General features: G+C 69.8%; 12 protein-coding genes. 7 read left to right on the top strand and 5 right to left on the bottom strand.

Annotated elements, in window-relative coordinates:
- Positions 1-62: 62 nt before the first annotated feature.
- The gene (gene purL, locus ACNSN4_RS02790) at positions 63-2,351 is read right to left on the bottom strand and encodes a phosphoribosylformylglycinamidine synthase subunit PurL (protein ID WP_418284236.1); all 2,289 of its coding nucleotides are present in this window, start codon (positions 2,349-2,351) and stop codon (positions 63-65) included.
- Between the two features lie 97 nt (positions 2,352-2,448).
- Entirely contained in the window at positions 2,449-2,823 is a 375-nt protein-coding gene (locus ACNSN4_RS02785) for a hypothetical protein (protein ID WP_418284235.1), read from the bottom strand.
- Positions 2,824-2,944: 121 nt separating this feature from the next.
- Here ACNSN4_RS02785 and ACNSN4_RS02780 point away from each other — a divergent pair, with 121 nt between their 5' ends.
- From ACNSN4_RS02780 to kdgK1, 3 genes are all read left to right on the top strand, one after another.
- Positions 2,945-4,051: a PAS domain-containing sensor histidine kinase gene (locus ACNSN4_RS02780; protein WP_418284234.1), complete on the top strand. Its 1,107-nt coding sequence runs from the start codon at positions 2,945-2,947 to the stop codon at positions 4,049-4,051.
- Positions 4,052-4,127: 76 nt separating this feature from the next.
- On the top strand, positions 4,128-5,189 hold the full coding sequence (locus ACNSN4_RS02775) for an MBL fold metallo-hydrolase (RefSeq protein ID WP_418284233.1): 1,062 nt from the start codon (positions 4,128-4,130) through the stop codon (positions 5,187-5,189).
- 151 nt (positions 5,190-5,340) lie between these two features.
- Positions 5,341-6,306: a bifunctional 2-dehydro-3-deoxygluconokinase/2-dehydro-3-deoxygalactonokinase gene (gene kdgK1 / locus ACNSN4_RS02770; RefSeq protein ID WP_418284232.1), complete on the top strand. Its 966-nt coding sequence runs from the start codon at positions 5,341-5,343 to the stop codon at positions 6,304-6,306.
- Positions 6,307-6,346: 40 nt separating this feature from the next.
- Here the strand turns inward: kdgK1 and ACNSN4_RS02765 are convergent, their stop codons facing one another.
- The gene (locus ACNSN4_RS02765) at positions 6,347-7,012 is read right to left on the bottom strand and encodes a hypothetical protein (RefSeq protein ID WP_418284231.1); all 666 of its coding nucleotides are present in this window, start codon (positions 7,010-7,012) and stop codon (positions 6,347-6,349) included.
- Between the two features lie 154 nt (positions 7,013-7,166).
- Here ACNSN4_RS02765 and ACNSN4_RS02760 point away from each other — a divergent pair, with 154 nt between their 5' ends.
- From ACNSN4_RS02760 to ACNSN4_RS02750, 3 genes are read left to right on the top strand one after another with little or no spacing between them, the layout of a single operon-like run.
- Positions 7,167-7,748 carry a biotin transporter BioY gene (locus tag ACNSN4_RS02760; RefSeq protein WP_418284230.1) on the top strand — a complete coding sequence of 194 codons (582 nt, stop codon included), beginning with the start codon at positions 7,167-7,169 and terminating at the stop codon, positions 7,746-7,748.
- Positions 7,749-7,752: 4 nt separating this feature from the next.
- A complete protein-coding gene (locus ACNSN4_RS02755) occupies positions 7,753-8,544 on the top strand; it encodes an energy-coupling factor ABC transporter ATP-binding protein (RefSeq protein ID WP_418284229.1) in 792 nt (263 codons plus the stop codon).
- On the top strand, positions 8,541-9,254 hold the full coding sequence (locus ACNSN4_RS02750) for an energy-coupling factor transporter transmembrane component T family protein (RefSeq protein ID WP_418284228.1): 714 nt from the start codon (positions 8,541-8,543) through the stop codon (positions 9,252-9,254). Before ACNSN4_RS02755 ends, ACNSN4_RS02750 begins: the two co-directional genes overlap by 4 nt.
- 23 nt (positions 9,255-9,277) lie before the next feature.
- Here the strand turns inward: ACNSN4_RS02750 and ACNSN4_RS02745 are convergent, their stop codons facing one another.
- Positions 9,278-9,631: a hypothetical protein gene (locus ACNSN4_RS02745; RefSeq protein WP_418284227.1), complete on the bottom strand. Its 354-nt coding sequence runs from the start codon at positions 9,629-9,631 to the stop codon at positions 9,278-9,280.
- A gap of 233 nt (positions 9,632-9,864) precedes the next feature.
- Between ACNSN4_RS02745 and ACNSN4_RS02740 the strand changes: the two genes are divergently transcribed.
- On the top strand, positions 9,865-12,057 hold the full coding sequence (locus ACNSN4_RS02740) for a (Fe-S)-binding protein (RefSeq protein WP_418284226.1): 2,193 nt from the start codon (positions 9,865-9,867) through the stop codon (positions 12,055-12,057).
- 43 nt (positions 12,058-12,100) lie between these two features.
- Here ACNSN4_RS02740 and ACNSN4_RS02735 read toward each other — a convergent pair whose 3' ends face one another.
- The gene (locus tag ACNSN4_RS02735; protein WP_418284225.1) at positions 12,101-12,430 is read right to left on the bottom strand and encodes a DUF7853 family protein; all 330 of its coding nucleotides are present in this window, start codon (positions 12,428-12,430) and stop codon (positions 12,101-12,103) included.
- Positions 12,431-12,442: the final 12 nt, after the last annotated feature.

Below are 12,442 nucleotides of genomic sequence, written 5' to 3'. Positions count from 1 at the left end.
GGTGGAAACGCGTCCGAAGGAGAGCGGCGGAGCAGTGCACAGAATAGCAGAGAACGCGCTTTTCAGGCTAGCTCGCGTTCGATGACGCCCCGCATCTCTCGGATCGCATCGGCGTCGAACTCGACCGACTCGTCGCCGACCGACAGCGAGAGCGTGCCGTCCGTCGTCACGTCACCGAGCCGGAGCACGGGGAGGTCGCCGGCGAGGGCGGCGACCGCGTCGGGGTCGGTCGTCTGGACGACGAGCCGACCCGGCGTCTCCTCGAACGCCGCGATCCGGTCGGGGAGCGTCACGTCCGCGCCGGCCGCGTCGCTCACCAGCTCCGCGAGCGCGACGACGAGTCCGCCGTCGCTCACGTCGTGGGTGGCGAGCGTCGACTCGTGTCGCGCGACCGCCGCGAGCGACGCGACGAGGTCCGCGAGGTCGTCGCCCTCGGGCAGGTCCGGGAATTGGTCCGTCCCGCCTGCTTGCGCGAGGTATTCGGAACCGCCGAGGGTATCGCCCCCGGAGCCGTCGGAGCCACCGGCGCCGACTAACAGTAGCTCGGAGTCACCGGCGCGCTCGGCGTCGAGAGCGGCGGGCGGCGCGTCGTATCCCTGCTTGGTCCCGATCAGCGCGAGCGTCGGCGTCGGCGGAATCGGTCCCTCGACGCTGTCGTTGTACAGCGAGACGTTGCCGCCGACGACGGGCGTATTGAGGTCGGCGCAGGCGTCTGCGAGCCCGTCGACGATCCCCTTGAACCCGCCGTACACGTCCGGCGTCTCCGGGTTACCGCCGTTGAGACAGTCGACCGCCGCGAGCGGGACGGCCCCCTTCGCGGCGAGGTTCGTCGCGTTCTCGAGAGCGACCGCGCGAGCCCCCTCGTAGGGCGCGGTCTCGGTCCAGTTGGGGTTCGCGCCGGAGGAGAGCGCGAGCCCGACGCCCTGCTCGTCGGCGTCGCGGTCGGCGGCGTCGTCCGCCGCGGTCTCCCGGATCGCCATGACGGCGGCGTCGTCGCCGGGCTTCAGCGCCGTGCGAGCGCCCACCTCGTGGTCGTACTGGCGGTACACCCAACGCTTGCTCGCGGTCGCGGGCGCGGCGACCACGGATTCGACCGCGTCGGCGAGGGCGGGTTCCGGGTCGGGGAGGTCGCGGTCGGGCCGGCTCGGCTCTTCGCTCACGAGGTCGTTCATCGGCGCGCCGTCGGCGAGGAACTCGGCGTCGACGTCGACGACGACGGTCGGATCTTCGACGTCCGCGTCGACGCCGTCCTCGTCGACGCCGTCCCCGTCACCGGCGAACTCGCAGACGTAGTTCCCGTCGGTCACCTCGCCGATGACCGAGCAGCCGAGATCGAACCGCTCGGCGAGCTCCCGGACGCGCTCGACGTCGTCCGGTGCGACCTCGTAGCACATCCGTTCTTGGCTCTCGGCCAGCAGGATCTCGGTCGCGTTCATGTTCGGCTCGCGTTGGTGAACGCGGTCGAGGTCGATCCGGGCACCGAGTCCGCCCTTCGCGACGAGTTCGGAGGAGGCCCCGCCGAGCCCGGCCGCACCGAGGTCGCGGGCGGACAGCAGGAGGTCCTCGTCGACCAGCGCCTCGTTGCACTCGATCAGGCGCTTTTCGGCGTAGGGGTCGCCGACCTGCACCGCGGGGCGGTCCTCCGTCTCGGCGTCCTCGGCGAGGTCCTCGCTCGCGAAGGAGGCCCCGCCGAGCCCGTCGCGCCCGGTGCCGTTGCCGACGAGGACGAGTTTGTTTCCGGGCTCCTGTGCGGTGGCCGTCACGAGTCGGTCCTCGTTCGTGAGGCCGACGCAGGCGACGTTGACGAGGGGGTTCCCCTCGTACCCGTCGTGGAACGCGACGCTGCCGCCGACGGTCGGAACGCCGATGCAGTTGCCGTAGTGGGAGATCCCCTCGACGACGCCCTCGAAGAGGTACCGGGAGCGCTCGCGGTCGAAGCCGCCGAAGTACAGCGAGTCGAGCAATGCGATCGGGTACGCCCCCATCGACATGGTGTCGCGGACGATGCCGCCGACCCCCGTCGCCGCCCCGTCAAACGGGTCGACGAAGGAGGGGTGGTTGTGACTCTCGACGCCGAAGGTGACGTACTGGTCGCCGTAGTCGTCGGCGTCGCGGTCGGCGGCCGGAACGTCGGCGGCCTCGGGCTCCGGGAGCGCGAGGACGGCCGCGTCGTCGCCCGGGCCGACGACGACCTGGTCGCCCTCGCTGTCGAACGCGGAGAGGAGGGGCCGCGAGGAGCGGTACGCGCAGTGCTCGCTCCAGAGGTTCTCGAACAGCGCGGCCTCGGCCGTCGTGGGCTCTCGGCCGAGCTCGGCGGCCACGAGCTCGTGGTCCGATTCGGACAGACTCATTCACTTACGTGATTATCGAGCCGGTTCTAATGCTTTTCCATGTGCACGTTCGTGGATTCCGGCAGCGACGAATCGCTGCGAGCTACCCGTCTATTTATCAGAGGACGAGCGCGACGCCGTAGATCGCGAGTGCGCCGACGGCGCCGACGGCGAGCGATTTCGTGTTCAAGCGGACCGCGCGCTTTCGGTCGGCGGCGAGCGCGTCCTCGTCGGTGACTCGGGTCGTACCGTCGCCGACGTCGAACACGCCCATTCCAGCGAAGCCGACGCAGAAACGGTCGCGGTACTGGAAGTAGCCCATCGCGGCGCCGTACAGCGGAAACATCGCGATCAGTAGCGTCCAGAGCGGCCAGCCGACCGCGAGGACGGCCGCGACGTGAACGATCGCGAGGAGGAGCGAGCCGACGCCCAAGAGGAGCCGCCGTCGCTGTTGGGCCGGTCCGATGTTACACACGCCCGGTTGATACTCCATGTCGATCGTCAGAGCGTCGGCGAATAAAAGCGCGTCCGGATCGGGACGGTCTCCGCCTCTGATCGCTCGCGGACGACCCTTTTAATATGCAACCGCTGAAACGATCGGCAGAGACGAGTACATGACGGACGGCACGCACAGCGAGCGAAAACTCCGGCGGTATGAGACCATTCTGGAGTCGGTCGATGACGCCGTCTACGCCGTGCGTCCCGACGGGACCATCGCGTACGTCAACGATCGCTACGCGGAGATGAAAGGCGTCCCGCGCGAGGAGCTGATCGACACCCAGATCTACGACTGGGTCACCGAAGAGACCGCGGCGAAAGCGCAGCGGGTTCGGCGCGAGGTCGCCGAGGGAGAACGAGAGGCAGGAGCCGTCGAGTACGAGTTCCTGACCGCCGACGGCGACCGATTCCCGGTCGAGATGCGATTCACGCGAGTCACGAACGACGAGGGCGAGGAGCTGGACCGCGTGGGCGCCATCCGTGACATCCGGGAGCAGCGACGGCGCGAGAACGCGCTCCGAGAGAAGAACGAGCGGCTCGACGAGTTCGCCAGCATCGTGTCACACGACCTCCGCAATCCGCTCACCGTCGCGTCCGGGCGGCTCGATCTCGCCCGCGAGGAGTGTGACTCCGAGCACCTCGACGCCGTCGCCCGCGCGCACGATCGGATGGAGACGCTCATCGAGGATCTGCTGACGCTGGCGCGCGACGGGGAGGGAGTCGAGGCGTTCGAACGGGTCGACCTCGCCGCCCTCGTCGCCGAGTGCTGGGAGGGTGTCGACACGGGCGGCGCGACGCTGGAGGTCGAGACCGATCAGATCATTCAGGCCGACCGGAGTCGGCTCAAACAGCTGTTCGAGAACCTCGTGCGGAACGCGGTCGACCACGCGGGCGACGGCGTGACGATCGCGGTGGGCGACCTCGGCGAGAGTGGTTCCGACGACGGTAACACCGGCTCCGACGACACCGGCTCCGACGACGCCGACAGCGCGACACGACGCGGCTTCTACGTCGCCGACGACGGCCCCGGAATCCCCCCGTCCGACCGCGACCGCATCTTCGAGAACGGCTATTCGACGGTCTCCGAGGGAACCGGATTCGGGCTGAGCATCGTCGAGCGCGTCGCCGACGCCCACGGCTGGACGGTTCGAGTGACCGATGCCGCGGGCGGCGGTGCCCGCTTCGAGTTCGCCGGTGTCGACGTGCTCGACCGACCGAGCTAACGCGACGAACACCGACGCAAACGGCGATCGAGGCCGCGGTAGCAACGATAAAAAGGCCCCGCGACGACGACTCACCGTGAAACGGATCCAGCTCGGCAACACCGTGTTCGAGGGGGAAAACGACGTCTACCTGCTCGACGGCGAGACGACCGCTCTGGTCGACACCGGCGTCGCGCTCCCGGACGTCCGCGAGGACCTGGCGAGCGGCCTCGCCGACTACGGCGTCGCGTTCGCCGACGTCGACGCGATCGCCTTGACCCACTGGCACCCCGACCACGCGGGGCTGGCGGGCGAGATCCAAGCCGAGAGCGGTGCGGACGTGTACGTTCACGAGGCCGATGCGCCGCTCGTCGACGGCACGGAGACGCCGCTCACCGAGGACCGAGACCTCCAGCGCGAGACGTTCGAACGGTGGGGGATCCCGCAGGCGGACCGAGACCGGCTGACGGCCTTTTTCGAGTCGGTGAGCACCGGACTCAGCGGGCGCCCCGCCGACGTGACGACCGTCACCGACGGCGACGTGATCGAGGTCGGCGGCGTCGCCCTCGAAGCCCTCCACCTCCCGGGACACACCGCGGGACTGGCCGGGTACGCGTTCGACCCGCGCGAGGTGCCCGACCACGAGCCGGTGGGGGCGAGCGACGGCTCGCCTCGGTACGAGGAGCTGTTCACCGGCGACGCGCTCCTCCCGAAGTACACCCCGAACGTCGGCGGCGCGGACGTGCGCGTCGACGCCCCGCTGGCCGCGTACGCCCGGAGCCTCGCCCGGATCGTCGAACGCGACGTCGACGCCGCCCACCCCGGCCACCGGTGGCGGATCGACGACCCGAGTCGCCGAGCCGCCGAGATCCTCGATCACCACCGACACCGGACCCGGCGCGTGATCGGCGTGCTCGCTGACGGCGGCCCGGCGACCGCGTGGGAGGTGTCGGCCGAGCTGTTCGGCGAACTCGTCGAGATCCACGTCCTCCACGGGCCGGGCGAGGCGTTCGCACACCTCGATCACCTCGAGGACGCGGGGATCGTCGCTCGAGATGGGACCGCCTACCGTCTCGTCGAGCCGGACCCGGACGTCCGTTCGCTGTTCCCGACGACGCGGCTCGATCACGCGGTCGATGGCAGCGAAGACGGCGCCTAGTTGCGGAGGGCCGAACGCGTCGCGGAAGACGGGACGCGGTCGCGGAGGAGCGTCTCCGTCATGCGGGCCGCCCGATCGCTGGCCCTTTTGTACTCCCCCGCCGACGGTCGGGTATGCGCACTCCAGCGATCGCGACTCCGGCCTCGACGAGGTGGTCGGCGTGACGGACCTCGTGACGTTCGGCGAGACGATGCTCCGGCTCTCGCCGCCGCGCGGCGACCGACTGGAAACCGCGGAGACGTTCGACGTACAGGCTGGCGGCGCGGAGAGCAACGTCGCGGTCGGCGCGGCGCGGCTCGGCGCCGACGCGGTCTGGCTCTCGAAGCTCCCCGAATCGCCGCTCGGTCGGCGGGTCGTCGGCGAACTCCGGAGCCACGGCGTCCGGACGGGCGTCGCCTGGGCCGACCCCGACGCGACCCGCGTCGGCACGTACTACCTCGAACACGGCGGCGACCCGCGGGGGACGAGCGTGGTGTACGACCGAGCCGACGCCGCGGTCACGACCGTCGAACCGGAGGAACTGCCGACGGCCGCGCTGGAGTCGGCCTCGCGATTCCACACGACCGGGATCACTCCGGCGCTGTCAGAGCGGGCGGCCGAGACGACGACCGCCTTGCTGCGAGCCGCCGGCGAGGCCGGTGTGACGCGGTCGTTCGACCTGAACTACCGAGCGAAGCTCTGGGACCCGGCGACGGCCAGGGAGACCTACGAGGAGCTGTTCGACCACGTCGACACCCTGTTCGTCCCGCGGCGCGACGCCCAGGAGGTGCTGAATCGTGAGGGCGACGCCGTCGACATCGCGCACGGGCTCGCCGCCGAGTTCGGCTTCGAGACCGTGGTCGTCACCCGCGGTACCGAGGGCGCGGTGGCGCTGCGGGACGGGAGGCTCACCGATCAGGGCGTCTTCGCCGCCGACACGTTCGACGCGATCGGGACGGGCGACGCCTTCGTCGCGGGATACCTCGCGAAACGGATCGACGGCGGCGGCGTCGCCGACGCGTTGGAGTGGGCCGCCGCGGCCGCGGCGTTAAAACGCACTATCGCCGGTGACGTGGCAGTCATCACGCCGGACGACGTCACGAGCGTCATCGACGGCGCCGCGGGCATCGACCGGTAGGCGGCGGGGAAGCGGGGCGAGGCGGCGTCGCCGTCAGTTTTTATAAAGAGACGTCGGTTTCCATGTCTTCGGTCGCGTCCTTGAGCCCGTCCTCGCGGGCGTCAGCCGCGTGTGATCCCTCGATATCGGCGTCGGTGAGGAGATCCCGAAACTCGTCGCGGAAGCGGTCGTTCGCTCGGGTCGACGTGATATCGACGCGCGCGACGCGGGCGTACCCGGCGACGGTGTCGATATCGGCGTCGAGCTCCTCCGCACACTCGACGACGGAGTGACCCGCCGCCGTTAGCTGCGTGAGGTCGGCGTAGGTGAACCCGGCGTCGTCGTCGATCTCGCGGTCGGACTCCCGAACGAGGTGGAGATCGAAGCGGGCGTCGCGGACGGTCGCGGAGTCGAGCGCGGGTTCGTCGGTTTCGTCGCCGCCCTGCCCGTCGCCGCCCTGCTCGTCACCGATCGCCTCGACGATCGCCGCGTCATCGGACGCTTCGAACCGTCCGCGGGCGATTCGGGCGTAGGTCTCGTCGTCGAGATCGGTCGCGAACTCGTAGCGCTCGCGCATGGTTGCGACCAGTTCGCGGACGCGCTCGTCGATCGCCGCCTCGTCGCGGTCAGTGAGGGTCCCGCGGGACGCCGCCTGCCGCTCGGTGACGGTCTCGGATCCGGTGGTCTCGACGAAGATATCGCGGAGCTCCGAGGTTTTCTCGTCCATGGACGGGATCGTACGCGCTCCCGGTAAAAAAGCCTCGCGTCCGGATTGGAGCCACAGACGACGTCGCTGCGTCGGTCGGCGTTTCACCCGTCCCCATCGCGTTCGCGTATCGTCAACCAGTATATTGAAGTCGGTTTACGAGCGTGTCGTGGGTATGGCAACCAGCACGGAGTCAGTCGATCTCGTCGGCGACGAAGCCGCGGCGAACTTCGCTCGCGCGGCGCTTTTCGCCGCGCTCGTCGGCGCGTTCGCGTACGTCTCGTTCCCGTTCCCGCTATCGCCGGCACCGGTCACCCTACAGGTGCTCGGCGTGTTCCTCGCCGGAATATTCCTCGGACCGGTGTGGGGCGCGTCGGCGCTCGTGCTCTACCTGCTGGCCGGAGCGCTCGGTGCCCCCGTGTTCTCGGGTGGCTCCGCCGGGTTGGGCGCGCTGCTCGGCCCCACCGCGGGCTACCTCTGGTCGTACCCGATCGCCGCGGGACTCGTCGGCGCGATCGTCCACCGCGGGCCCGCCCTCCGGGATCTCGACGCCGTCGGCGTCTCCGTCGTCGTCGCTGCGATGATCGCCGGGACGGCCGTGATCTACGCGTCGGGCGTCGCCGGGCTGGCACTCGTGCTCGATCTCACGCTTCCCGAGGCGTTCATCCAAGGCGCCGCCGTCTTCCTCCCTGCGGAGGCCGCGAAGATCGCCGCCGCGGTCGGCATCGTCCGCTCGGACGCGATCGCGGCCGCCTGATCCCGTGATCGACATCGACGGGGTCACGTGCCGGTACGGCAGGGCGGGACGGACGGACGGTGACGGCGGATCCGGGGACGGGGCGGACGGGCGTGAGAAGCCATCCCCCGTCACCGCCGTCGACGACGTCTCTCTCAGTGTCCCCGACAGCGAGTTCCTCGTCGTCGCCGGGGCGAACGGCTCGGGGAAGACGACTCTCGTGCGGACGTGTAACGGACTCGTGACGCCCGACTCCGGAACGGTGCGGGTCAACGGGACCCCCGTCGGGGACGACCTCGTCGCCGCCCGGACCGCCGTGGGAATGGTGTTTCAGGACCCCCGAGACCAGATCGTCGCGGCGACCGTGGGCGCGGACGTGGCGTTCGGGCCGGAGAACCTCGGACTCCCCCACGCCGAGATCGACCGCCGAGTCGACGCCGCTCTCGCGGCCGTGAACCTGACCGGACGCGAGGCGGATCGGGTGGAGACGCTCTCGGGCGGCGAGCGCGAACGGGTCGCGATCGCCGGTGCGCTCGCGATGGAGCCGGACCACCTCGTCTTCGACGAGCCGTTTACCGGCCTCGACGAACCGGCGCGGCGGTCAGTGCTCGGCCGCCTTCGGGCGCTCCGTCGCGAGGGGACGAGCGTCATCGTCGTCACCCACGACCTCCGGGACGTGTTCGGGCTCGCGGACCGGATCGTCGGGCTCGCCGACGGGCGAGTCGCGGTGGACGCGCCCCCGGACGAGGCCGCGGAGCGCCTGCCCGCGCTCGACGTGCGCGTGCCCGACGCCGACGCGCGGGTACGCGGAAAGTGACTCTCGCGTACGTCCCGTGCGAGTCGGTCGCGCACCGGCTCGACCCGCGATCGAAGCTGCTGGTGCAGGTCGGGTTCGCGGCGGCCGCGTACGCGTACACCACCCCGCGTGGGCTCGCCGTCTTGACCGCGGTCGCCGCGAGCTGTCTGTGGCTCGCCGGGGGGGGTCCGAGGGACCTGTGGGGGTATCGGTTCGCGTTCCCGTTTCTCCTCATCGCGCCGCTCGTCGCCGGAGCGACCCTCGGCGCGCCGTGGTTTCGGTTCGACCGCGCGGCGGACACCGGGCTCGCGAGCTACCGGGTGCTGCTCATCCTCGTCGTCGCCGCTGCGTACGTCAGATCGACGCCGATCAGGGAGTCGCGGGCCGCGATCCAACACTCGATTCCCGGGAAGCCCGGGCAGTTCCTCGGGGTCGGCGTCTCGCTCGTCTTCCGGTTCCTACCGCTGTTGAAACGCGATCTGCTCGCGACGCGGGAGGCGATTCGCGCCAGAGTCGGCGACGCCCGGCCGCTACGGGACCGGATGCGGCTCGTCGCCGTCGGCGGAATCAATCGGGCGTTCGGACGCGCCGACCGGCTGGGGACCGCGCTGAACGCGCGGTGTTTCGCGTGGAATCCGACGCTGCCGCGGCTCGCGTTCGAGCGACTCGACGCGGTCGCGCTCGCGGTCGGTCTCGCGTTGCTGGCGGCGGCCGCGGTCGCCGGGGTGTGAGGGGCGATCGTCGCGCTGTGGCCCTACGGCTCGACCCGCGGAGCCGCTGGCTCCGTCCGCTCGACGACGCGGCTCAGCGCGACGCCGAGCACGAACGAGACGGCGAGCCACAGCCCGATCAACTCGAACCGGAGCGTGGGCTCGATGAGCGGCGGGATAAGCACCGACGCGGAGACGGCCTCCGCGAGGAACACCCCCTCGGCGACGGCGATCGCCCGGAGGATGCCCACGGAGACGAACGCGAGCGCCACACCGACTCCGGCGACCGCGACGAGTTCGATACCGCCGAAGTGGAACCCCTCCAGCGCGCCAGCGACGAGCGCGGTGACGATCAGCAGCGTGATCGCCTCGGTACGGTACCGTTCGGCATATCTCATCTCTGTTACCTATCTACCCGAATCCCATTAGCGTTTCGCCGGTGTGACCGCAACCGTCTCGACGAGCGCGGGGAGGTCGCCGTTCGACACGGGTCACGACGGACTCAGCGCGGCGGTTCCCTCGATCACCTCCTTCTCCAGTCGGTCGGATCCGGCTCTCGTTGCCGGAAACTGACGACGACGGGCTCCGTGTTGTGGCAAGGTTTAACCCTGCTGTATCCGGGTGATCGATCATGATCGCTTTGCAGGCGGCCACCCGCGAGACGTTCTGGACGATCGGTCCCGTCGGGAAGGCCGCGTTCTACTGGCTCGCCGCGGTCGCGATCCTCGTCTTCCTGTACGGAGTGTACGCCCGGTTCGCGGCGTACGCGCAGGGGAGCGCCGACCCGCGCGACCGCCTCGCCGACCTCCCGTCGCGAACCCTCGCCGCGACGAAGACGGTCCTGTCGAACGAGAACCAGTTCGACCGGGACCTGTACGCCGGCGTGATGCACACGTTCGTGCTCTGGGGTTTTCTGGTGTTGGTCGTCGCGACCGCCATCCTCGGGTTCGACATCGACGTGTACCGCCCGCTCGCGGGCGAGTCGTTCTGGGTCGGCGACTTCTATCTGGCCTACCAGTTCACCGTCGACGCGTTCGGCCTGCTGTTCGTCGTCGGCGTCGGCATGGCGATGTATCGTCGCTACCGGAACCGAGAGGGTCGCCTCTGGGGGAAACACACCTCGCTGGAGGACGACGCGTTCGTCTGGACGCTCTTCGCGCTCGGCGTCGGCGGCTTCCTCGTGCAGGCGGTCGGCATCGTCGGCCAGCCCGCCCGCGCGACGGAGACGGTGAGCTTCGTCGGCATGGCGATGGCGGCGGGCTTCCGGTGGGCCGGGCTGACCCAAGCGGGCGCCGAGGCGGCCTACGGCGTCGTCTGGTGGAGCCACTCGCTGCTCGCGTTCGCCTTCATCGCGTGGATCCCCTACGCGAAGCCGTTCCACATGATCTCGTCGTTCGCGAACGTCGTCGCCCGCGACGAGAAGGCGGGTGCACGGCTCCCGAACGTCCCCGCCGACCTCGATCACACGAACGCGGAGTCCATCGAGGACTTCACCTGGAAGGAGCTGCTGGACGGCGACGCCTGCACGAAGTGCGGACGGTGCACCGACGCCTGTCCGGCCGACACCGTCGGGCGGAACCTCGACCCGCGCGACGTGATTTTGGACCTGAAGGCGTACCGCGAGTCGCTGAGCGACGACCCGGTCGCGGGCGCGGGCGGCGGGGGATCGGTGGCGACCGACGGCGGCGTGGACGGCTCCGCCGCCGTCGCTGACGGCGGCACGGTCCCCATCGTCGCCGACGAGGGCGGCGTCATCGCCAGCGAGTCGATGGAGTCGTGCATGTCGTGTATGGCCTGTATGGACGCCTGCCCGGTCGACATCGAACACCTCACCTCGTTCACGAAGCTGAACCGCCAGCTCGTCGACGAGGGCGCGGTCGATTCGAACCTCCAGGGCGTGTTCCAAGACGTGATGCAGAAGGGGAACACCTTCGGGGAATCGCAGTCGAGCCGCGGCGACTGGGCGGACGACCTGGACGACGTGGAGGTCCCGGACGCCCGCGAGCACGAGGTCGAGTACCTCTGGTACGTCGGCGACTACCCGAGCTTCGACGACCGGAACAAGACGGTCGCCCGCGCGCTCGCCCGGCTGTTCGACGAGGCCGACGTGTCGTTCGGGATTCTGTTCGACGACGAGAAGACCGACGGCAACGACATCCGCCGGATCGGCGAGGAGTTCCTCTACCTCGAACTGGCGGGCCACCACGTCGAGACGTTCGCTGACTGCGAGTTCGACTCGATCGTGTGTACGGACCCGCACTCGTATAACACCATCAAGAACGAGTACCCCGCGGTCGACTTCGCCGAGTTCGCCGACGACCCGATGATGCCGTTCGACCGCGAGGAGCCGTGGAACCCGGAGGGAGACGTCGACGTGTTCCACTGGACGCAGGTCGTCGAACGACTGGTCGACGAGGGCCGACTCGGCCTGTCGGGCGACGAACTCGACTACACCGTCACCTACCACGACCCGTGTCACCTCGGACGCTACAACGACGAGTACGAGGCGCCCCGCGAGCTGATCCGCGCGACCGGCGCGGAGCTGTACGAGATGCCGCGCTCGCGGGACAGCTCGTTCTGCTGTGGCGGCGGCGGGGGCGGCCTCTGGACCGAACACGACGAGGAGATCAAGCCGAGCGAGGAACGGCTCCGCGAGGCGGTCGAAGACACCGACGCGGGCGGGGCGATCGAGAAGTTCGTCGTCGCCTGTCCGATGTGTACGACGATGTTCGAAGACGGACGGAAGACGGGGAACTTCGAGGACGACGTGGAGATCGTCGACGTCGCGGAGCTGTTGATCGAAGCGGTGGAGGCCGGATCGTAGGCGGATCGGGGAGAGGCGGGAGGCGTGTGTGAGACGGTCGCGGCTAGACCTTTCGACTCGCGTCGGGTGAGGCCGAGGACGACTGGGATTCGACCGCGTCGTCGATCCGGCGCAGCAGCGAGCGTCCGGGTGCGCGGTCGCGGATCGGCGCGTCGCCGAGGTACTCGATCAGCGCGTCTCGGAGGACGTCGATGTCATCTGAGTACAACGGTCGCCCGCGTTCGAGACGGCGGAGCGGGCGGCACTGCGGCGGGTCGGAATCGCCTCCCTCGGCCGCCAGCGCGCCCGCATCGAGCAGCGCGGCGTGGGCCACCCACGCCTCTTCGTCGGAGGCTACCGGTGCGGGGGTGTCAGCGTTCGTCGACGGGGACATTCGTTCGCGTTC

This window comes from Halorubrum marinum (assembly GCF_048381195.1).
In the GTDB taxonomy this organism is placed as follows: domain Archaea; phylum Halobacteriota; class Halobacteria; order Halobacteriales; family Haloferacaceae; genus Halorubrum.
This window is presented reverse-complemented; position numbering and strand designations above follow the sequence as displayed.